Raw genomic sequence first — 23,091 nt, forward strand, 5'->3', positions numbered from 1 at the left:
CTTTTTGGATAATTCCTTAAAAGAATTTATTGCCTCAATCAATTTTTTCTAAAAGTGTTTAGAACCTCCATAGAAACTTAAAGCTTTCTAGAGCAATGAACTCTTCATGAGAAATTTGGACCCTTCGTGAGAAAGTATTGTCTCTCCTTTTCAATAAGGGACAAAACAGGGAAAAGAGCAGGCCAATATTGTGTCTCTGTTTGTTTTAAAAAGCCTCTGTTTTTTAGAATATAGCGTTTTTAAAAGAGCAAGATGTGAGGGAGTTTTAGCTGTTTTAGGGGCCGTAGCTCAGCTGGGAGAGCACCTGCTTTGCAAGCAGGGGGTCGTCGGTTCGATCCCGTCCGGCTCCACCATATGGTTCATCATCATTGTTAAAAGAATAGTTATTGCAAGAGATGAAGTAATCTCTTTGCCTGTTCTATTGAAATCGTGAAGAAGAAGGTATATTCAGACATTTTTTGCTTCCTTCTGTCCTGGTAAAAGAAATTTTTAAAGGATGGATGGCTAAAAAGAAGGTTTTTAAAATGCAGCATAGCTTTAAAAAGCTCTGTTGGGACTTGTTCAAACATAGAGGCTTTTTTCTCTTGTAGAAGAGAGCTTAATTTATACACTCAAGTGAGAGTTTATAAGGACAAAAGAACAAGACCTTTTCATTGAGGAAATCTTTTGAGTAGAATAATGTGTCGCAAGGAAACGCTCAAATTCCTTGCTTAATGATTGGCAACTTAACCGTGCCATTGAATATATCTCGAGAAGTTGGTCTTTTCTGCTGATATTTTTGTTTTGTGTGCTGATTATAGAGATTGCATGATTTTTAAATCAATTTTATCTCGATGATTGTGCATAGACGAATTGATAAATGAATATTGGCAATGAGAATGATCAAGTGTCTTAAGGGCATTTGGTGGATGCCTTGGCATGCACAGGCGAAGAAGGACGTGATACGCTGCGATAAGCTACGGGGAGGTGCGAATACCCTTTGATCCGTAGATTTCCGAATGGGGCAACCCACCTTAGATTGCTAGAAAATTAAGCTGCTTTCATAAAAGCGGTTTAATTTTCTAGTAATCACAAATAAGGTATCTATACCTGAATAAAATAGGGTGTAAGAAGCGAACGCAGGGAACTGAAACATCTAAGTACCTGTAGGAAAGGACATCAAAAGAGACTCCGTTAGTAGTGGCGAGCGAACGCGGACCAGGCCAGTGGCTTAAGTTAAGAAAAGTAGAATTGATTGGAAAATCAAACCAAAGAGGGTGATAGTCCCGTATACGTAAATCTGATTTAAGTCCTTGAGTAAGGCGGGACACGTGAAATCCTGTCTGAATATGGGTCGACCACGATCCAAGCCTAAGTACTCGTGCATGACCGATAGCGAACCAGTACCGTGAGGGAAAGGTGAAAAGTACCCCGACAAGGGGAGTGAAAAAGAACCTGAAACCGAATGCCTACAAACAGTCGGAGCCCAAGATACGTTCTGGGTGACGGCGTACCTTTTGTATAATGGGTCAGCGACTTAGTCTAACGAGCAAGCTTAAACCGATAGGTGTAGGCGTAGCGAAAGCGAGTCTGAACAGGGCGTTCAGTTCGTTGGATTAGACCCGAAACCGAGTGATCTAGCTATGAGCAGGCTGAAGGTAAGGTAACACTTACTGAAGGGCCGAACCCGTATCTGTTGCAATAGATTGGGATGACTTGTGGCTAGGGGTGAAAGGCCAATCAAACTCGGAAATAGCTGGTTCTCCGCGAAATCTATTTAGGTAGAGCGTTAGTTTTATTCTCCAGGGGGTAGAGCACTGGATGGGCTAGGGGTCCTCACCGGATTACCAAACCTAACCAAACTCCGAATACCTGGAAGAAATAACTGGCAGACACACGGCGGGTGCTAACGTCCGTCGTGGAAAGGGCAACAACCCTAACCACCATCTAAGGTCCCCAAGTTATGGCTAAGTGGGAAAGGATGTGAGGATCCCAAAACAACCAGGATGTTGGCTTAGAAGCAGCCATCATTTAAAGAAAGCGTAACAGCTCACTGGTCTAAATAAGGGTCTTTGCGCCGAAAATGTAACGGGGCTCAAGCCATACACCGAAGCTGTGGATTTACTCTTATGAGTAAGTGGTAGCGGAGCGTTCCGTAAGCCTGTGAAGGGAGACTCGTGAGAGCTCCTGGAGGTATCGGAAGTGAGAATGCTGACATGAGTAACGATAAAGGGAGTGAGAGACTCCCTCGCCGAAAGTCCAAGGGTTCCTGCTTAAAGTTAATCTGAGCAGGGTGAGTCGGCCCCTAAGGCGAGGCCGAAAGGCGTAGTCGATGGGAACCACGTTAATATTCGTGGACCTGTGGGAAGTGACGGATTGCGTAAATTGTAAGGTCTTATTGGATTGATCTTGCAGTGAAGGAATTCCAGGAAATAGCTCCCACGTATAGACCGTACCCGAAACCGACACAGGTGGACAGGTAGAGAATACTAAGGCGCTTGAGAGAACTACGTTGAAGGAACTCGGCAAATTGCACGCGTAACTTCGGAAGAAGCGTGACCCTTTAGCGGGCAACCGTTAAAGGGTGGCACAGACCAGGGGGTAGCGACTGTTTACCAAAAACACAGGGCTCTGCAAAGTCGCAAGACGATGTATAGGGTCTGACGCCTGCCCGGTGCTGGAAGGTTAAGAGGAGATGTGCAAGCATTGAATTGAAGCCCCAGTAAACGGCGGCCGTAACTATAACGGTCCTAAGGTAGCGAAATTCCTTGTCGGGTAAGTTCCGACCTGCACGAATGGCGTAACGACTTCCCCGCTGTCTCCAACGTAGACTCAGTGAAATTGAATTCCCCGTGAAGATGCGGGGTTCCTGCGGTTAGACGGAAAGACCCCGTGCACCTTTACTATAGCTTTACACTGGCATTTGTGGCGATATGTGTAGGATAGGTGGTAGACTTTGAAGCAGGGGCGCAAGCCTTTGTGGAGTCGTCCTTGAAATACCACCCTTATCGACATGGATGTCTAACTGCGGTCCGTTATCCGGATCCAGGACAGTGTATGGTGGGTAGTTTGACTGGGGCGGTCGCCTCCTAAAGAGTAACGGAGGCGCGCGATGGTAGGCTCAGAACGGTCGGAAATCGTTTGTTGAGTGCAATGGCATAAGCCTGCCTGACTGTGAGACTGACAAGTCGAGCAGAGTCGAAAGACGGTCATAGTGATCCGGTGGTCCCGTGTGGAAGGGCCATCGCTCAACGGATAAAAGGTACGCCGGGGATAACAGGCTGATGACCCCCAAGAGTCCATATCGACGGGGTTGTTTGGCACCTCGATGTCGACTCATCGCATCCTGGGGCTGGAGCAGGTCCCAAGGGTATGGCTGTTCGCCATTTAAAGCGGTACGTGAGTTGGGTTCAGAACGTCGTGAGACAGTTCGGTCCCTATCTGCCGTGGGTGTAGGAATATTGACAGGATCTGTCCCTAGTACGAGAGGACCGGGATGGACGTATCTCTGGTGGACCTGTTGTGGCGCCAGCCGCATAGCAGGGTAGCTATATACGGACGGGATAACCGCTGAAGGCATCTAAGCGGGAAACCCACCTGAAAACGAGTATTCCCTGAGAACCGTGGTAGACCACCACGTTGATAGGTCAGGTGTGGAAGTATGGTAACATATGAAGCTTACTGATACTAATCGTTCGATAGGCTTGATCGTTCTCATTCCCTCTATTCATTTAAAAAAACAAAACAAATTAAAATAGCAATAAGACAACTTCTCTTTCCTTTCTATGCTTTTCGCTGACTTGGTGGTTATGGCGGAGCGCCTGCACCCGATCCCATCCCGAACTCGGCCGTGAAACGTTCCAGCGCTGATGGTACTTTGTCTTAAGGCACGGGAGAGTAAGTCGCTGCCAGGTCTGCTAAGCGCATAGAAAGAATTCTTCAACACTCTTCAAAAAAATATCTAAAAATCGTCGTATCCTTTCTGCGACAATTCTTCCGTGACGCGGGGTGGAGCAGCCCGGTAGCTCGTCAGGCTCATAACCTGAAGGCCGCAGGTTCAAATCCTGCCCCCGCAACCAGTCTCGGATCAATAAGTTTGTATCATAAAATAATCCTTAAAATAAACGCGACAAGAGATCGGTAGGCGATCCAACACAAAAAAAGACTCCTTCCTCTTTGGAGCGGTGTTGTTGGGGGAATAATAAAAAACCACTGGAAAAAGATCCTTCTCAGGTGAGACATCCGTTTTGAAGGCATGATGCATCATGAGGGAAAATACCCAGGTCGCTTCAAATCAATATGCCAGATGTCAAGAGAGAAGCGGGAAGAGGATCCGTCTCAGATGAGACGTCCGTTTTGATGGCATGGTGCATCATGAGGGAAAATACCCAGGTCGCTTCAAATTAATGTACCGAGACGTCAAGAGAGAAGCGGGAAGAGGATCCGTCTCAGATGAGACGTCCGTTTTTACTTTGTAGAGTTCTTAAAGGTTGATCAGCCTCTTTTGTCTCAAAATCGAAATTTTACAATGTGTAAGAATAAGACCGTCTCCTATGACCATAATATCCAGAAATGCTGGCAATTACAGCACCAAGAAGGCTCGCAAAAAAACTCCACAATCCAATCTTAGAAGCTGTGCTTATGGCTTTATCCGCAATTGCAAAACTGTTTTGGGCTCCTTTATGAGTAGGAGCATTCTGCGAGAGAGCTTCTACCTGTTTGTTCAGTGATTGAATAGCTTCTTTAGTTTTTTTGTTCGCTGTTTGATAAATATCAATCGCACGTTCTGCAGTATTTTCTGCTTCAGCTTGTGATAGTCCATTGTTTATCAGCTGATGGATGACATCGCGACGATCAATCTGGGTGTTCAGCTTTTTAACACGATCCGAAAGGCGTTCGCCGAGTTGTTTAACCAAAAGACGATAGTTAGAAGGATCATTCTTAAAAGATGTGATGGTAGAACGAAGGTCTTTGACTGATTCTCTATAAGCGTTATAGAGATTGTCCGGATTGAGGGCTGGAATATCACTTTTATTTAAAAGTGCCTGTAAGTCATTGCTGAGTTTGTTAAAATCAAACAGAGCATTCCTTTTATCGTTGAAAAAATCCTCAAAATTTTTACGGTCTGTGAGAGGAACAAGTTTGCCACCTTCTGAACTAAAATCACTGATCGCTTGTTTCGTTGTTGTTGCAACTCCTGAAACAGTCTTAGCGCCTAAATGAGCCGCGCCAGAAAGTAAAATTGCACTTTGGAGCGCCACCAAAAGCATAAAAAGGGCCCAGGTCAAAAAACCGTGAAGCGCTCCTGAGTGATCCGAAAAACGACCAGCAACATAACCTCCAAGACCAAAGCTTAGACAAAAAATAAAAATTGAACTCACCCCAACAGAGAGAAAACTCTTCTCTAGTGAAAAGGGAGAAAAAAAGGTCATTTGGTTTAAGCCTAAGGCTGCTAACAAAAATGAAAAACAAACCGATGTTGCTAAAAGCGTTAGTAATCCAGCAAAAATCGAGGACCAAGATAAAACAGACGGTCTATAGTGACAACTCTCCGTCTCTAAAGAAAATTCGCCTGTAAAATGTCGCTCTAAGGGATGCTTCGTTGGGATCCGCGTTTCCATATCTCTCTCTCCTTCAATAATTCTTAAACTTAAAATGAGAAAAACCAATGCAAGTTCCAAAAAAAATGAAAAAAGGAAAAAACAAACTGAAATCAAAATGCTAAAAAGCTTAAGAAGGAGACAAAATAATACGCAGCAAGTATAGCCTATCTCACTCCGCACTGTGAAAAAAGAAAATCACACAAACAATATTGCTCAGACTTCTTCAAAAGGAGAAACCATACAAAAAAACATAAAAATGAAAAAAAAACAAAAACTGTCAACTCGCTGAGCATTTTAAAGTAAGCAACAGATAACAGAAAAATAATCCAAATATACAATAATTAAATATCAAATAAGAAATTGGAAAAGGCCTTAAGAGAATGATTTTAAAAGCGTGAGGAAAGATTTTATGAGATAAAGCTTTTTGATTATATGTTGTTTTTTAGCTTCTTTGATGGCACGTTTAGGGAAACAATTGATATCATTAAGTTGGTGATAGAGGTGATATTGTGGTGGTGTATAACCGCAATTATATAAAATCGTTGCAGCGTTTGTTATGATAAGATAGACACAGTGATCTATCAAGACACATTGCTGCTAGAGAAAAACAATGGCTATGAAACAAGAAAGAACAAAAGCCCGTTTACCCCGCGGTTTTATTGACCGCACAAGCGCGCAATTATATAGTATTGAAACAATGGTTGCTCAAATTCGTGAGGTTTATGAACTTTACGGTTTTGAGGCATTGGAAACGCCGATTTTTGAATATACGGATGTTCTTGGTAAATTCTTGCCCGATTCAGATCGACCAAATGCGGGTGTTTTTTCTTTGCAAGATGATGATGAGCAATGGATGTCTTTACGCTATGATTTGACTGCTCCGTTAGCTCGTTATTTTTCCGAGAATTTTGAAACTTTACCTAAGCCCTATCGAAGCTATCGTTATGGGCCAGTTTTTCGGAATGAGAAGCCAGGACCAGGACGTTTTCGACAATTTATGCAATTTGATGCCGATATTGTTGGGGCACCAACGGTGTTGGCTGATGCAGAAATCTGCATGATGGCAGCAGATAGTCTAGAAAGATTAGGGATTCAGCAGGAAGATTATGTTATTCGTTTGAATAATCGGAAGATCTTGGACGGCGTTTTGGGATTGATTGGTCTTGGCGGAAAGGAGCAGGAGGAGAAACGCTTAACTGTTCTGAGAGCTATTGATAAGCTCGATAAATTTGGTTCAGAAGGGGTTCGCTTGCTTTTAGGGCAGGGGCGTTTGGATGAAAGTGGTGATTTTACCAAAGGAGCGGGACTAAAGGACAAAGAAATTGAGTGTGTTCTTGCTTTGATGGCTGTTAGTGCTGAGACAGCTGAGGAAACAATTGATAATCTGAAAAAGATGGTTGAGCATAGTGATCAAGCGCTTGAAGGTCTCTGTGAGCTTGAAGAAATGCAAGCGATTTTTGCTGAAAATGGCTATCAGAACCGTATCAAAATTGATCCATCAGTTGTGCGAGGATTAGAATATTATACAGGACCTGTTTTTGAAGCTGCTCTACTTTTTGATATTTTTAATGATGATGGGCAAAAAGTTGTGTTTGGATCTGTTGGTGGAGGGGGACGTTACGATGGGCTGGTTGCTCGCTTTCGTGGGGAAAATATTCCAGCAACAGGTTTTTCTGTTGGTGTTTCACGTTTGATATCTGCTTTGCAAAATCTTGGCAAACTTCCTGTGAAGGAAACGATAGGTCCCGTTGTGGTTTTAATGATGGATAAAGAACCAGAAGCTCTCGTACGCTATCAAAAAATGGTCATGCGTTTACGCCAAGCGGGGATTCGATCTGAACTCTATTTAGGTGCGTCAGGGATTAAAGCACAGATGAAATATGCTGATCGGCGTCGTGCGCCGTGTGTAGTTATTCAGGGGGCACAAGAGCGCCAAGAAGGAAAAATTCAGATCAAAGATTTGGTCGAGGGAGCACGTTTATCCCACGAAATTAAAGATAATCAAACATGGCGTGAGAGTCGACCAGCACAAATAACTGTCGATGAAGATCAACTCGTTCAAACAGTTCAAAATATTCTCGTTTCTCAAAGATCATAGAATCTTTAAGGCTCAAAAATCATAAAATCTTTAGGAACGGAAAAAACTTAAAAATCCCTTCCCTTTTTTATATAAAAAAAAAGGAAGGGAGGGAAAAATCAGGTGGGAAAATAACCGCTACAATTACCCTTGTAGGATCTTTAAAATATTTTGTGGTGAGGAGACTTCGTAAGGATCTGTGGCACAATTGTCTGATATGCCTGGCTCTTCAAACCATTGTTCAATTATGCCATCCTGAATCACAGCAGCATAGCGCCATGACCGCATACCAAAACCGATATTATCTTTGGCAACCAACATTCCCATTTTCCGTGTAAATTCACCCGATCCATCGGGAATAAGTTTCACATTTTTAATGCCTTGGTCTTTTCCCCATGCATTCATAACGAAAGCATCATTTACGGAAACGCAATAAATTTCATCAATACCTACTTTTTTAAATTCATCATAGAGTTTTTCAAAATCAGGAAGTTGAAAAGTTGAGCAAGTAGGTGTAAAGGCTCCGGGCAGGGAGAAAAGAATAACCCGTTTTCCTTTGAAATAAGTGTCGCTGTTGACATCTTGCCACCGATAAGGATTATCGCCACTCACTGATTCATCACGAACACGTGTGTGGAAGGTAACATTGGGAACTTTTTTTCTAAACATGATTGCACTCCTGTGCTTTATATAAGAAGGGTATTTCCGACAATTTTGAGTTTTGTTTTATCTTTAAGGATGTCGTATAGTTTCTTTAATTTGCAGGTATTTTATGTTTGCGTCAAGAGAAATTAATAATCAATTTTAAGGGAGTATTCATGTTTCAATTAAGTCATTATGCTTTGCAGGTGTCAGTATGACGGCGAATATTATTTCATGACGGTGAATATTATTTCGACAACGGCTTTTAAAGATCAAAAGCTTGGAACGTCTGGTTTGCGCAAAAAGGTATCGACTTTTCAACAGCCTCATTATGTTGAAAATTTTATTCAATCTATTTTTAATACTGTGGGACCTCTTAAGGGAAAATTGCTCATTTTGGGAGGAGATGGACGCTATTTAAATCGGACGCTTATTCAGATCGTGTTAAAAATGGCTGCTGCCAATGGTGTTGGATGTATTAAAGTCGGTAAAGGAGGGATTTTATCTACACCTGCTGTTTCGCATCTTATTCGCAAGTATCATGCTCATGGTGGTATTATTTTCTCGGCAAGTCATAATCCTGGAGGAGAACAGGGTGATTGCGGGATAAAATATAATATTTCTCATGGGGGACCAGCACCTACTTCTTTGTGTAATGCTATTTTTGCTGCATCACAACATTTGTCTTTTTATAAAATTGTTGACGTTTCAGAGATCGATTTAGATAGGCAAGGAACGGTATTTATTGGGTCTATGCAGGTTGATGTGATCGATCCCGTTGCAGATTATAGTGCGCTGATGCAGGAAATTTTTGATTTTGAGTGTATTGCTCAAGCGGTTTCTGAGGGATTAAACTTCCGGTTTGATGCAATGCATGCTGTGACGGGCCCTTATGCGCAAGAAATTTTTGAAAAATGCTTAGGATTTCCTGAAGGAACAGTTGTTCATGGAATACCTTTACCGGATTTTGGTGGCAAACATCCAGATCCGAATTTGGTTCATGCTAAGGATTTATATGATTTATTAATGTCAGAGAAAGGGCCTGACTTGGGAGCTGCTTCTGATGGCGATGGAGATCGTAATCTTATTATTGGTCGCCAACAATTTATCACTCCTTCTGATTCTCTTGCGATTATGGCTGATCATGCTTCTTTAATTAAAGGATATCGACGAGGTCTTGTGGGCGTTGCACGCTCTATGCCAACTGGGCGTGCTGTCGATTGCGTTGCAGAGAAAAAAGGATTGAATTTGTTTGAAACGCCAACGGGGTGGAAATTTTTCGGAACACTCCTTGATGCTGGAAAAATAACTTTTTGTGGGGAAGAAAGCTTTGGCACAGGGTCGGATCATGTGCGCGAAAAGGATGGATTATGGGCTGTTTTATTCTGGTTGAATCTTCTTGCTGTTACAAAAAAAACAGTGGCGCAAATTGCTCAACAGCATTGGCGTACCTATGGACGTTTTTATTTTTCACGATATGATTATGAAGAGGTGGAGTCCCACAAAGCTTTTGCAATGGTAGAACAATTATCCGCATGCTTACCAGAGCCAGGAACAAAAGTAGCTGGATTAACGGTCGAAAAAGCCGATGATTTTATTTATCATGACCCCATTGATCATAGTGTGAGTATACGGCAAGGGGTCCGTATTTTTTTTGACAATGGGGCACGTTTAGTGGTTCGTCTTTCTGGGACGGGAACAACAGGAGCTCTTGTTCGGCTTTATCTTGAACAGTATGAGGGAGATCCCCGTAAGCATAATCAAGATCCACAACAAGCTCTTCATCCTTTAAAGCAAGCTGCTTTTGAGGTGTTAAAAATCAAACATCATTTAGGACGAGAACAGCCCAATATTATTACATAAACGTTTTTTTTGGCAATAATTCTTCTCTTATTGTGGATGAATCATCTTTTGAGGATCAACAAGTCGATCATAATCAGCAGCAGAAACACCTGCTTTTAAAGCTTCTTCACGGAGACTTGTCCCATTTTTATAGGCTGTTTTAGCAATTTCAGCGGCTTTTTCATATCCAATTTCTGGAGCAAGAGCAGTAACCAACATGAGAGAACGTTCCATCAAAGCGTGAATATGCTCTCTATTTGCTTGTAATCCTTGGATACAATATGTCTCAAAAGAGCGCATACAATCTCCTAAAAGATTAAGTGATTGCAATACATTATATCCAATAACTGGCTTATAGGTATTGAGTTCAAAATGTCCTTGGCTGGCAGCAAATGTGATGCAGCTATGGTTGCCAAAGACTTGGCAAGCAACCATGGTCAAAGCTTCACATTGTGTTGGATTGACTTTTCCCGGCATGATAGAAGAACCTGGCTCATTTTCTGGAAGGTTCAACTCACCTAATCCTGAACGAGGTCCCGATCCTAAGAAACGAATGTCATTGGCAATTTTGAACAGGTCAGCTGCTAAGGCATTGAGGCTGCCATGAAAATGCGTAAGAGCTCCGTGATGAGCGAGCGCTTCAAATTTATTATGAGCGGTTTTGAAAGGGATCCCTGTAAGAGTGCTTATTGTTTCGGCAAATGCTTTATCAAAGCCCGATGGAGCATTGAGACCTGTTCCGACGGCTGTGCCTCCTTGAGCAAGCATTTGAACATCGGTGAGTGCTGTTTCAATTCGTGTGCGATTGGCTTCTAGAGCGGTACGATAGCCTGAAAATTCTTGTCCTAATGTAAGAGGTGTTGCATCTTGAGTATGGGTTCGCCCGATTTTGATGATGTCGGTAAATTCTTTTTCTTTTTTCTGTAGGCTCGCAATAAGGGCATCAAGAGCTGGTAACAGATGTTGGCGTGTTTGCAGTGTGGTGGCAATATGTAAGGCTGTGGGAAAGGAATCGTTAGAGGATTGGCTCATATTCACATGATCATTCGGGTGAACTGGTGTTTTGCTTCCAAGAGCTCCTCCCAAAAGGACATTAGCATGGTTGGCAATGACTTCATTGACATTCATATTGCTTTGTGTGCCGGAGCCTGTTTGCCAAACAGAAAGAGGAAAATGAGCATCGAATTTTCCTGCAAGGACTTCATCAGCTGCAGTAACAATCGTTTGCCCGATATTTTGCGGAAGTTTTCCTTTTTCCATATTAACGAGAGCTGCGGCTTTTTTAATAAGACTTAAGGCATAAATTACGGTCAAGGGTTGTTTTTCTATCCCTATATTAAAATGATGAAGGGAACGTTCCGTTTGTGCTCCCCAATAACGATCATTACGTACGGCGATTGTTCCAAAACTATCAGTTTCTTGACGAGTTGTAAGCATGACGACCCCTATGATGATTCATTTAAGTTTTTTATACTATAGATTAATCAAAGAAAAATTAAGTGCTAAAATTTTTTATAATGGAAAACAGTTAACAAGACTATTGCTCAAATTTTCCACGAGAGAAAACGGAGGACGACAAAAAGGTGCAGATTAATTTTTATTGAGAACTCTTGACATTGTAACAAGGCATTTTTATATTTGTTTTATTGTTAGCACTCGTCGCAAGAGAGTGCTAATAGGAACTTAAGATTAATTCAGTTATATTAAGTTTTAAGGATATAAAACATGGCTAATATACAATTCCGCCCACTTCACGATCGTGTCGTTGTTCGTCGGGTTGAATCTGAAAATAAAACAGCTGGTGGGATTATCATCCCTGATACAGCAAAGGAAAAACCTCAAGAGGGTGAAATTATTGCGGTTGGGAATGGTGCTCTCGACGATAATGGAAAGCGCGTTCCTCTAGAAGTGAAAGCAGGAGACCGCGTCTTGTTTGGCAAATGGTCTGGAACTGAAGTTAAGATTAATGGTGAAGACCTCTTAATCATGAAAGAGTCTGATATTATGGGAATTTTGGGTTAATCCAATTTCTCAATTATTTTATTTGATTATTTAAGACAACTCCAAGGAGAAATTAAATGGCTGCTAAAGAAGTCAAATTTGGCCGTGAAGCGCGTGAGCGTTTATTGCGCGGTGTTGATATCCTTGCTAATGCTGTTAAGGTAACGCTCGGCCCTAAAGGGCGCAATGTGGTAATTGATAAATCATTTGGCGCGCCTCGTATTACAAAAGATGGTGTATCTGTTGCAAAAGAAATTGAATTGGAAGATAAGTTCGAAAATATGGGCGCGCAAATGTTGCGTGAAGTGGCTTCGAAAACCAATGACATTGCAGGTGATGGAACAACAACAGCTACTGTTTTAGGACAAGCAATCGTACAAGAAGGTGTAAAGGCTGTTGCTGCTGGGATGAACCCAATGTGTCTCAAGCGTGGGATTGATGCAGCTGTTGAAGAAGTCGTTGAAAATCTTTTCAAAAAAGCAAAAAAAATTCAAACTTCAGCAGAAATTGCGCAAGTTGCAACGATTTCCGCAAATGGTGCTGTTGAAATTGGGAAAATGATTGCCGATGCTATGGAAAAAGTGGGCAATGAAGGCGTCATCACAGTGGAAGAAGCGAAAACAGCTGAAACTGAATTAGAAGTTGTTGAAGGTATGCAATTTGACCGTGGCTATTTGTCTCCTTACTTTGTGACAAATGCTGAAAAGATGGTTGCTGATCTTGATGATCCTTATATCCTGATTCACGAAAAGAAACTGTCTAATTTGCAATCTTTGCTTCCTGTTCTTGAAGCAGTTGTGCAATCCGGTAAACCTCTCCTTATTATCGCAGAAGATGTGGAAGGTGAGGCTTTGGCAACCCTCGTGGTTAATAAGTTGCGTGGTGGTTTGAAAATCGCTGCTGTTAAAGCTCCAGGATTTGGTGATCGCCGTAAAGCGATGTTAGAAGATATTGCTATCTTAACATCGGGTCAGGTTATTTCTGAGGATGTTGGCATTAAGCTTGAAAATGTTACCTTAGATATGCTTGGACGTGCAAAGAAAGTTAATATCACTAAAGAAAACACAACCATTATTGATGGTGCTGGGCATAAGGCTGAAATTACTGCACGTGTTAACCAGATTAAAGCACAGATTGAAGAAACAACTTCTGACTATGATCGTGAAAAACTGCAAGAAAGACTCGCAAAACTTGCTGGTGGTGTTGCCGTTATTCGTGTTGGTGGTGCAACAGAAGTTGAAGTGAAAGAAAAGAAAGACCGTGTTGATGATGCCTTGAATGCAACACGAGCAGCTGTAGAAGAAGGTATTGTTGCTGGTGGTGGAACTGCACTCTTGCGTGCTGCAAATGCATTGACTGTCAAAGGAAAGAATCCTGATCAAGAGGCTGGTATCCACATTGTACGCCGTGCTTTACAAGCGCCAGCACGTCAAATCGCGATGAATGCAGGTGAAGAAGCGGCAATTATTGTTGGCAAGGTGCTGGAAAATAATTCAGATACGTTTGGTTACAATACCGCGACAGGGCAATTTGGTGACTTGATTGCTTTAGGAATTGTTGACCCAGTAAAAGTTGTCCGTTCTGCTTTACAGAATGCTGCATCGATTGCAAGCCTTCTTATCACAACAGAAGCAATGGTTGCTGAACTTCCAAAGAAAGAGACACCAATGCCTCCAATGGGCGGTGGTGGAATGGGCGGAATGGGCGGAATGGATTTCTAAGTCGCCTTCGTCAAAGATAAAAGAAAAACGGGCCTACTGGCCCGTTTTTCTTATGCTTGTTCTTTCATTTTATGACCAAATCAGCTAACAAATTTTTGCTTTGCTCATTTCAGTATATCTTGTGTTCAATAGATCTTTTTTCTTGTTTTATTGGATGCATGATTTACGATCAATAATTTCTCTTGAACAAAGGCGGGATGTATGACTCAATTGCCTCAGTGTCCTCAGTGTGATGGTCTTTATACTTATGAAGACAATGGTCATTTTATTTGTCCTGAATGTGCGCATGAGTGGCCTCAAAACAAGAATGAAAAGCTTCCTATCTCTTTTGAAGTTTATGATGTTAATGGTCAGCTTTTAGCAAATGGTGACAGCGTGATGGTCATTAAAGATCTTAAAGTGAAGGGGTCTTCATCTGTTTTAAAAAGCGGTACAAAGGTTAAGAATATTCGTTTGGTAGAGGGAAATCATAATATTGATTGCAAAATACCTGGAATTGGTCAGATGGCTTTAAAGTCAGAATTTGTAAAAAAAGTTTAATACCAAAAAATGATCATCCTACACTGATGCTCTCTTTTTCAATAATAAAAGGAAGGAAGAGAGAGCATAATAGTAAAATAGTATTGTGTTTTGGATCTTTTTTGTTAACAATTTAAGTCATTGGTGAAGAATGCAATGGATGCCGAATGAGAGACAAAATATCTTTTATCGGAATTCTATAAGATTACAGTTATTACTGTTGCACTTGACTTTACTATTCGTTATTCCATTTTTTTCCTTTTGCATTCATGGTATAATACATATCTATCCTTAATTCAGTATATAAACTATTGAATCAATAGTTTATATTGTAAAAAAATATCAGTAGATGATTATGCAGGGATTATACTATTTATAAAATGTATTATTAAATGTTGTATCAAAATATAAGGAAGAATTTATGAGCGCATCAGCAACCAATGTTCAGTTAAATATCGAGAATGTTGCTTTAAATTTTCCAATTCCTGAAAATGTGTTTGCGCTTACTGTTCAAGAGGTTCATCATTATACGGATAATTTATTTAAATTTCGCCTTAATCGTCCGGAAAGCTTTCGTTTTCGTTCGGGCGAATTTGTTATGATTGGTTTGCCGAATGCAGAAAAGCCAATTTATCGCGCTTATTCAATTGCAAGCCCATATTGGGATGAACAGCTCGAATTTTTTTCGATCAAGGTTCCAGGAGGACCATTAACAGAACATCTTCAAAAAATTAAAATTGGTGATACAGTTTTAATGCGTAAAAAATCGACTGGAACTTTAGTTCTTGATGCTCTTATCCCTGGAAAACGTCTTTATCTTCTTTCAACAGGGACAGGTGTTGCTCCTTTTGCAAGTCTTATTCGTGATCCCGAAACATATGAAAAATTTTCCCAGGTGGTGCTTATTCAAACAACACGTGTGTGTAATGAACTGACATATGCGAAAGATCTTGTTGCTTCTTTAGAGCATGATCCGTTAGTTGGTGAATATGTAAAACAGTTGAAATTTTATCCTATGACCACCCGCGAACCTTCAGAATATATGGGACGCATTACCACTGTTATGGAAAGCGGTGCTTTTTTTGAAAGAACTGGATTGCCGAAAATCAATCCTACGGAAGACCGTGTTATGATTTGTGGTTCGATGGCAATGCTGAAAGATTGTGCTAGGATATGTGAAACCTTTGGTCTTGTTGAAGGAGCCAATAATGCCCCGGCGACTTATGTTGTGGAACGGGCCTTTGTGGGATAAAAGAGCAACCTGTTTTACAGAATAAAAGGTGCTCATTCGTTTTTTAATTTTTCCATTCCGATCGATATGAGGAAACATTTCAATAAATTCTCTTTGTGAACTCTATTTATTAGATGAACACAGAAAGTGGTAAGGTATTCTTATATTATTATAGCTTTCTGTAAGAAAAATTATATTTGAACAAAAGATAATTCAGGATTTGAAGAAGAGTGATTTCATCAGCAACTTCGGCTGAAAATGAAGATATGCATAACTTGTCCTGTCTTTCTTATTTGAAATGCGCCTATGGGTAGGAAAAATAATTACCTTATAACTGAGGAGCTGTGATGCTGGGATAGTGTCATTTTCTTTTGATAAGGGTGTTCTCTTTTCATAAAAAGATATTCTGCGTGTAGAAGCAAATGACAGAATAATATAAAAGAAAAGGACGAATAGTTCTTGAAATTAAATAAAACCCGCGTTATGTCCATGTCATGGAAAAGAAATTTAAAGTTGCTGCTCTTTATTGCTTTGCAGATTTGAAGCATTATAGTCAATTGCAAAAGCCTTTGCTGAATTTATGTCAGACAAATGGCATTAAGGGAACTCTTCTTTTAGCAAAAGAGGGAATCAACGGCACTGTTGCTGGTTCCTGCAGTGCAATTGAAAAGTTAATAGATTTTATCACTGCAGAGCCTACATTTCAAATGCCCGAGATTAAATATTCATGGGCTTCAAAAATGCCTTTTCATCGTTTGAAGGTGCGGCTAAAAAAAGAAATTGTAACAATGGGGATTGAAGATGTTAATCCGTTAAAAGTTGTTGGAACGTATGTAGCACCTGAAGACTGGAATGCTCTTATCCAAGATGAAGAAACACTTTTAATCGATACACGGAATGATTATGAATATGCGCTTGGGAGTTTTCAAGGAGCCATTGATCCTTGTATTAAAACATTTCGTGAATTTCCTGAGTGGATTATGAAACATGAAAGCGATTTGAAAAAGAAAAAGAAAATTGCTATGTTTTGTACAGGGGGTATTCGGTGTGAAAAATCAACCGCTTATGTCCGTAGCCTTGGTTATGATCAAGTTTATCACTTAAAAGGTGGTATCCTCAAATATTTGGAAACTATCCCAAAGGAAAACAGTTTGTGGCAGGGAGAGTGTTTCGTTTTTGATGAGCGTGTTTCTGTAGGACATGGTCTCGAAGAATGTGGACGCGAATTGTGTCGCGCCTGTCGTTCCCCTCTTAGTGCTGAAGATAAGCTATCCTCTCATTATGAAGAAGGTGTCTCTTGTGATGCTTGTTATAATACGCGGGATGAAAGTGATAGACAACGCTTTCGGGAACGTCATAGACAATTTCAATTATTAAAATTGCGTGCAGCGTATCCTCATTGTGAACAATAAAAGCCTTCTTTTATATCATTTTTAAAAAAGAATATTTTAAGACTGAACATTCTCTAATTTATGGTTAGATATACAGATAATAAGGGTACAAGCTTGTTCTTGTTTCCGAGTGATATGTTTCTTTTTTGCATCATTTTTTGATTAAAAGTTAAAAAAGTTTTAAAATTAAAAAAAATGATTGAAATGAATAAAAATTGGCTTTATACGCGATGTTGCCCAAAGTCGCACGTGCCTGTGGGTGTCCGCTGGTTCTCAAATGGTGGGATTAACCGGTACGGTACCTGGAACTAACCGCTCCAGTCATTCTTATGACCAATCAAAAGAATGAGGACATCTTGAAGCAACGACGGTGCGGGCCTTTCTGGTGTCTTCCAGCTGTTCAAATGCTGGGATAACTAAAGAGGCACACCTCATTGCCTTCAGTGCGGAATTGGCTTCTCAACTCCAATCAAAAAGGCAGACAACGTAGAACAATGCGGTTTTCGCGCTGTTTTTTCGTGGCATGCAATGCTTATTTCTTCCCGGTTGTTTTTAATCGGGTGAGAGAGTGGATGTATGTCTTTTGTTTTTTTGCTATTGGCAGCGTTTGCTGCTCATTGGCGTAAAGTTAGGGATGTCTTGTCCCTAGGGAGAAGTGCAAATGGCAACGCAACGTATTCGCGATTTTCTTGCAACGCATCGTTCTGAAGGGCCCTGTTTGGTTGTTGATCTTGATGTTGTTCATGAAAATTATTTAAATTTTGAAAAGGCTCTTCCACAGTCACGTATTTTCTATGCAATCAAAGCAAATCCAGCACCTGAGATTTTGCGCTTGCTTGTTTCTTTAGGATCGTTTTTTGATGCTGCTTCTGTAGCAGAAATTGAAATGGCTTTAGCGGCAGGTGCTACAGCTAATCGTATTTCTTTTGGTAATACGATTAAGAAAGAGCGCGATATTGCGCGTGCGCATGCGCTTGGTATTTCACTTTATGCCATTGACTGTTTTGAGGAAGTAGAAAAAGTTGCTCGTGCTGCACCGGGAGCTCGTGTTTTTTGCCGCGTTCTTACTGATGGAGAAGGAGCAGAGTGGCCGTTATCGCAAAAATTTGGCTGTGTTCCTTCTATGGCTGTTGATGTCTTACGTTATGCGCATCACTTAGGTCTGCAGGCCCATGGTGTTTCCTTTCATGTGGGTTCTCAGCAGACAGATTTGAATGCATGGGATCGTGCTTTATCGGATACAGCTTTTGTTTTTAAATCTTTGGAACAAGAAGGTATTCAGTTGCAATTAGTGAATATGGGCGGTGGTTTTCCGACACGTTATTTGAAAGATATTCCAACAGTGCAAACCTATGGTATGTCCATTTTTGATGCATTGAAAAAATATTTTGGGAATCGTATTCCTGAAACAATTATCGAGCCAGGGCGCGCGATGGTAGGTAATGCGGGTGTTATACGCACAGAGGTTGTTTTGATCTCTAAAAAAGGAAAAAATGATAACGTCCGTTGGGTTTATCTTGATATTGGCAAATTTAATGGTCTGACTGAAACTATGGATGAAGCCATTCGCTATCCTATTGAAACGGCTCATGATGATCAAGCAATGGAACCATGTATTTTAGCTGGTCCGACGTGCGATTCGGCAGATATTATGTATGAAAAAACGCCTTATTTGCTTCCTCTTTCTTTAACAATAGGTGATGAACTCTTGATTCATGGGACCGGTGCTTATACAACAACTTATGCATCTGTTGCATTTAATGGTTTTGAACCTTTACGATCGTATGTAATTTGAGATTTTGTATAAGGTACCTCTCTATTTTTGCCTAATGGGGTGTTTAAGGTGCGGTTTAATGGGTAACAGAGATGAAAAAGATTCATTTTCAAGCAAAAAATGGTGCACGTTTTACGCTTATGTCTGAGCAAGAAGCCGATGCTCTTCATCGGGAGAAACTTCTCGATTTGGTCATGGGAGAAGAACGTAAGCATAAATCATCAGAAATTTTACGTTGCGGCCGGTTTCCAGCTTTTGGACTTTCTTTTGTTGTTAAAAATTTTCTTGATGAGCTCGTAGGAAGTGTGCGTCTTTGGAATATTACTTTTCACAAAGGGCAAAATGAGATTCAAGGTGCTTTGCTTTTAGGGCCTTTAGCTGTGGCAACTGAGTGTTCTGGTCTAGGCATTGGGTCAGTTTTAATGCAGCATTCAATTGAAACAGCAAAACAACTAGGCCATGGTGCTATTTTCCTCGTGGGAGATTCTGAATTTTATCAGCGTTTTGGTTTTTCAAGTCATTTAACAAAAAATTTCGCTATGCCTGGAGTTTATGAAAAACATCGTTTTCAAGCTTTGGAATTGATCCCTCAATATCTTATTGGATGTCATGGTCTTTTAGTTTCAAGTGGAGACCTACAGGATTTAAGCCATAATCAGCATTATAAAGTAGCTTAAGATTTTAGAGTATTTCATTTTACTTGTTTGTTCATAATAACGCTGAGGCTATTTTTTCGTTTTTCATTCATGAAGTCATATCATTGATATTTAAGAATATGGTTAAATTCTTTTGTTGATACATTCAGTACCATAAATGCCTATTGCCCTTTATAACATGAAACTTCATGGCCGTGAGGAATATCAGCAGAGGGTGATATTTTTTTAAGAAAAACGGTTAAGAAGGTTAAAAGACTAAAGAGAATAGTCATCATAAAGAAAATATCGCTAAAAGCCATAACTGTCGCTTGTGTGAAAGTGATACCAAAAAGTTGTAATAAGGCAAGGGCATGTGAATCAAACGTATAAGAATGGAAATACATGGTGAGCTTTGCAAGCATTTCAGTTGCTTGGATATTTCCTGCATGGATGGTTTCAGCTATTCGTCCGTAATGGAGAGCAGAGCGTTCCATCATAACAGTACCGATAATAGCAAGTCCTACTGCACCGCCGAGATTGCGTGTTAAATTAAAAAGCCCAGAGGCATTTTTCATTTTCTCTGGTGATAATGACCCAAAGGCAATGTCATTAATAGGAACCATACAGAGCATAATAGAAAACCCACGAAAAATTTGAGGCCAAAAGAGTTCCCAAAAACCCCAATCGTCGGTAACCGCAGTGGCTAGCCAGGTTCCCCATGCAAAGCTGGTGAGTCCTATAGCAATCATAAGACGTGCATCAATACGTGTTGAAAGAAATCCAGCTATAGGAGCCGTCAAAAACATAGCTAAACCTGAAATAAAGAGCGTTTCTCCAATCATAAGAGCATCATAATGACGTATTTGACTTAAATAGACAGGATAAAGATAGGTAAGACCATAAAGTCCTATTCCAAGCATAAAGGAGAAAATTGCTGCAATCGAAAAATTTCGATTCGAAAAAGCTGTGAGATCAACAATTGGTTCTTTAGCAGTAAAAGCTCGCCAAAAGAATAAACTAGCCGCTAAGATCATAATAATAAAAAGATTGAAGATCAGTTGATCATTTAACCAATCATGACGTGCACCTTCTTCTAAAATATATTCTAATGATCCCAAGAAGATTGCCATAGAGAAAAGACCCCACCAGTCAAATTTAGTTATGAGAGAGGGTTCTGCTTTATCAAAATCAATTAATTTCCAAGTTAAAATTGAGATAATAATTCCAAAAGGTACATTAATGAGAAAAAGCCAATGCCATGATAAGACATGACAGAGATATCCTCCCACTGTTGGACCAATTGTAGGCGCTAATGTTGCGACTAGGCCAACGATAGGCGAAACGATTGATTGTTTAGAGGGAGGAAAAAGTGTATACGAAGCAACAAAAACACTGGGGATAATGCCTCCGCCAATAAAGCCTTGGAGTGTACGGTAAAAGGTCATCTGCTCAATAGATGTTGCTGTAGCACAAAGAATAGATGCAATGGTAAAGCCAGCTGCTGAGAAGCTGAAGAAAATCCGTGTTGATAACAAACGCCCTAAAAAACCAGAAAGAGGCAACATAATAACTTCAGCAATAAGATAAGACGTTTGAATCCATGAAATTTCATCAGCACTTGCTGATAAACCGGCTTGAATTTCAGCTAAAGAGGAAGAAACAATTTGAATATCTAAAATAGCCATGAACATACCAAAAGTCATAGCTATGAAGACTATGATTTTACGTATGTCTATGCTCTCTTTAGCATCAGTAGATGCAAGAGAATCTGTAGATGCAAGAGGTGTCGGATTTTTCATGATAGGATCATTTAACTTTGTTATAAAGAATCTTTATTTTGTTTCCTATTCCGTGTGTCAACGGTTACGGTAACGCTCATTCCTGCTTTGATTCTTCCACTTTTTAACGCATGTTCAGGAATAGAAATCCGAATAGGAATACGTTGCGTAATTTTTGTAAAATTACCAGTAGCATTTTGTGGTGGCAAAAGAGAAAAAACAGCTCCTGTTGCGGGCGAAACAGAAAGCACTGTACCTTCAAATACATCTTTTTTGAAGGCATCAATGGAGATATAAGCAGTTTGCCCACTTTGAATATTTTGCAATTGTGTCTCTTTATAATTTGCTTCGATATAAAGCGCATGGATGGGAACTAAGGCAGCAAGGCGTTGACCATCAACGACAAAATCTCCCTTTTTTGCTGTTAAATTTCCAATAATTCCATCAAATGGAGCACGTAGAATAGTTGAATCAAGATCACGTTTTGCTTTGTCACGGGTGAGTTCAAGATTTTTTGTTTGACTTTCTACTTCATGCCGTTGTGCTTCTAATACTTGAATATTAGCACGTGCTGCAGCTATTTGCGCATCAGCCCGTGTAACATTAGCAATAGCTTGTTCGTAAGCTGATTTGGCATTGTCAACATTAGATTGGGAAACATAACGATCCGTTTTCAGTTCCGTAATCCGTTGTAAGGTGAGTTGTGCATTGGTTGCTATAGCTGAGGCAGCTGCTTTTTGTGCTTGAGCATCATCTAATGCACTATGGGCTGCTACAATTTGCGCATCAATACGCATAAGAATTTTCTGTTGTGTATCGAGATGCGCTTTTGTTTGATCTAAGGCGATTTGATAATCACCACTTTCTAAACGAAAGAGGGTATCGCCTTTTTTTACAGTTTGGTTGGCTTTGACAGAAAGTTCTTCAATGTATCCGCTTAATTTGGGGGAAATAGCAGCGATGTCACCTTGTACATAAGCATCGTCAGTTGTAATCATATAACGCCAGTGTGCTAACCATTTATAGCTCAACCAAAATATAAAAAGCACCAAAATAAGAAGAAGAATATTAATTGGTTTTTTGTGTTTGATTTTTCTGAAAGCATTTATTGAAAAAATTGACGTAGACATGAATTTATTACTTTCAATTCAATATATAATAAATACACTCGCACATCCACATCTTACGCACATAGTAGTGAGAAAAGCTTTCCGGATAATACAAGATTGACACATATATACTTGATATGAAAATTTACAAGTCTAAAAATATTATTTTGTAGTACATTTTTTACAGGTTCCTTTTACTTCTATAGTGCTTTTATGCGCTTGGAACCCGCTTTTTTGTGTCATTTGCTTAATATCATATGCGATGGTTTGCTCTTGTATCTCGTTCACTTGCCCACATTTGTTACAAAGAGTGAAAATCGTTAATTCATGGTGACAATTCTCTGGATGTGAGCAAACCATAAAAGCATTCACACTTTCAAGGCGGTGTATGCATTTTAATTGAACGAGTCCTTCTAATGCTCGATAAACCTGTAAAGGAGCACGGAAACCTTCTTCACGCAAACGATCCAAAATTGCATAAGCACTTAAAGGTTTTGCTTCGTTTTTTAAAACATTAAGTACTAATGTTTGGTTACGTGTAAGTTTAGATGACATTTACACCTTCTTTGTTATTAGCATGTCACGTAATGAAATATAAAATGTGTAAGGCATTTGTGCAATGATGATTATGATATAAACTTTTTAGTTTATGGTTTTATTCTTTTTATCCGCAGTATTTTTTGTAATTTCACTCTGTTTTTTAAGAATGTTAGCGTTATATTTTAGAAGTTTGAAAATTATGGTTGACTCTTCAGTGTTAAGAGTTTTATATAATGTGATGCAGGGACA

General features: G+C 40.1%; 15 protein-coding genes, 2 tRNA genes and 2 rRNA genes. 13 read left to right on the forward strand and 6 right to left on the reverse strand.

The genetic code is table 11. From position 1 onward, the window contains the following. Positions 1 to 277: 277 nt before the first annotated feature. The 4 genes from O99_RS06500 (at position 278) to O99_RS06520 (ending at position 4,058) form a co-directional block, all read left to right on the forward strand. Positions 278 to 353, forward strand: a tRNA-Ala gene (locus O99_RS06500). Between the two features lie 527 nt (positions 354 to 880). Then, positions 881 to 3,691, forward strand: a 23S ribosomal RNA gene (locus O99_RS06510). A gap of 87 nt (positions 3,692 to 3,778) precedes the next feature. Beyond that, positions 3,779 to 3,893, forward strand: a 5S ribosomal RNA gene (rrf, locus tag O99_RS06515). Between the two features lie 88 nt (positions 3,894 to 3,981). Then, positions 3,982 to 4,058, forward strand: a tRNA-Met gene (locus O99_RS06520). Between the two features lie 444 nt (positions 4,059 to 4,502). Here O99_RS06520 and O99_RS06525 read toward each other — a convergent pair. Continuing rightward, the gene (locus O99_RS06525) at positions 4,503 to 5,600 is read right to left on the reverse strand and encodes a TIGR04086 family membrane protein (RefSeq protein ID WP_035006828.1); all 1,098 of its coding nucleotides are present in this window, start codon (positions 5,598 to 5,600) and stop codon (positions 4,503 to 4,505) included. Between the two features lie 592 nt (positions 5,601 to 6,192). Here O99_RS06525 and hisS point away from each other — a divergent pair. Beyond that, positions 6,193 to 7,680 carry a histidine--tRNA ligase gene (gene hisS, locus O99_RS06530; protein ID WP_035007453.1) on the forward strand — a complete coding sequence of 496 codons (1,488 nt, stop codon included), beginning with the start codon at positions 6,193 to 6,195 and terminating at the stop codon, positions 7,678 to 7,680. Between the two features lie 123 nt (positions 7,681 to 7,803). Here hisS and O99_RS06535 read toward each other — a convergent pair whose 3' ends face one another. After that, a complete protein-coding gene (locus O99_RS06535) occupies positions 7,804 to 8,328 on the reverse strand; it encodes a peroxiredoxin (protein ID WP_035007454.1) in 525 nt (174 codons plus the stop codon). 207 nt (positions 8,329 to 8,535) lie between these two features. Here O99_RS06535 and O99_RS06540 point away from each other — a divergent pair, with 207 nt between their 5' ends. Continuing rightward, the gene (locus O99_RS06540; RefSeq protein WP_035007455.1) at positions 8,536 to 10,164 is read left to right on the forward strand and encodes an alpha-D-glucose phosphate-specific phosphoglucomutase; all 1,629 of its coding nucleotides are present in this window, start codon (positions 8,536 to 8,538) and stop codon (positions 10,162 to 10,164) included. A gap of 27 nt (positions 10,165 to 10,191) precedes the next feature. Here the strand turns inward: O99_RS06540 and fumC are convergent, their stop codons facing one another. Further along, positions 10,192 to 11,580 carry a class II fumarate hydratase gene (fumC, locus tag O99_RS06545; RefSeq protein WP_035007456.1) on the reverse strand — a complete coding sequence of 463 codons (1,389 nt, stop codon included), beginning with the start codon at positions 11,578 to 11,580 and terminating at the stop codon, positions 10,192 to 10,194. A 288-nt stretch (positions 11,581 to 11,868) separates the two neighbouring features. On the opposite strand from fumC, the gene groES reads away from it, so the two are divergent. From groES to O99_RS06580, 7 genes are all read left to right on the forward strand, one after another. Next, positions 11,869 to 12,165, forward strand: coding sequence for a co-chaperone GroES (gene groES, locus O99_RS06550; RefSeq protein WP_035007457.1), 297 nt, complete (start codon positions 11,869 to 11,871; stop codon positions 12,163 to 12,165). Positions 12,166 to 12,221: 56 nt separating this feature from the next. Further along, entirely contained in the window at positions 12,222 to 13,865 is a 1,644-nt protein-coding gene (groL, locus tag O99_RS06555) for a chaperonin GroEL (RefSeq protein WP_035007459.1), read from the forward strand. A 201-nt stretch (positions 13,866 to 14,066) separates the two neighbouring features. Next, on the forward strand, positions 14,067 to 14,405 hold the full coding sequence (locus O99_RS06560; RefSeq protein WP_035007461.1) for a zinc ribbon domain-containing protein YjdM: 339 nt from the start codon (positions 14,067 to 14,069) through the stop codon (positions 14,403 to 14,405). Between the two features lie 400 nt (positions 14,406 to 14,805). Next, complete coding sequence (locus O99_RS06565) at positions 14,806 to 15,636, forward strand: ferredoxin--NADP reductase (RefSeq protein WP_035007462.1); 831 nt, start codon at positions 14,806 to 14,808, stop codon at positions 15,634 to 15,636. Between the two features lie 473 nt (positions 15,637 to 16,109). Further along, positions 16,110 to 17,027: an oxygen-dependent tRNA uridine(34) hydroxylase TrhO gene (gene trhO / locus O99_RS06570; protein WP_035007464.1), complete on the forward strand. Its 918-nt coding sequence runs from the start codon at positions 16,110 to 16,112 to the stop codon at positions 17,025 to 17,027. Between the two features lie 640 nt (positions 17,028 to 17,667). After that, positions 17,668 to 18,801 carry a type III PLP-dependent enzyme gene (locus O99_RS06575; protein ID WP_035007466.1) on the forward strand — a complete coding sequence of 378 codons (1,134 nt, stop codon included), beginning with the start codon at positions 17,668 to 17,670 and terminating at the stop codon, positions 18,799 to 18,801. Positions 18,802 to 18,872: 71 nt separating this feature from the next. Then, positions 18,873 to 19,457, forward strand: coding sequence for a GNAT family N-acetyltransferase (locus O99_RS06580; RefSeq protein WP_035007467.1), 585 nt, complete (start codon positions 18,873 to 18,875; stop codon positions 19,455 to 19,457). 140 nt (positions 19,458 to 19,597) lie between these two features. Here O99_RS06580 and O99_RS06585 read toward each other — a convergent pair whose 3' ends face one another. The 3 genes from O99_RS06585 to O99_RS06595 form a co-directional block, all read right to left on the reverse strand. Next, a complete protein-coding gene (locus tag O99_RS06585) occupies positions 19,598 to 21,214 on the reverse strand; it encodes a DHA2 family efflux MFS transporter permease subunit (protein WP_051668886.1) in 1,617 nt (538 codons plus the stop codon). A 20-nt stretch (positions 21,215 to 21,234) separates the two neighbouring features. Then, on the reverse strand, positions 21,235 to 22,323 hold the full coding sequence (locus O99_RS06590) for an HlyD family secretion protein (protein WP_035007469.1): 1,089 nt from the start codon (positions 22,321 to 22,323) through the stop codon (positions 21,235 to 21,237). Positions 22,324 to 22,464: 141 nt separating this feature from the next. Continuing rightward, entirely contained in the window at positions 22,465 to 22,857 is a 393-nt protein-coding gene (locus O99_RS06595) for a Fur family transcriptional regulator (protein WP_035007470.1), read from the reverse strand. Positions 22,858 to 23,091: the final 234 nt, after the last annotated feature.

The organism is Bartonella rochalimae ATCC BAA-1498 (genome assembly GCF_000706645.1).
In the GTDB taxonomy this organism is placed as follows: Bacteria; Pseudomonadota; Alphaproteobacteria; order Rhizobiales; family Rhizobiaceae; genus Bartonella; species Bartonella rochalimae.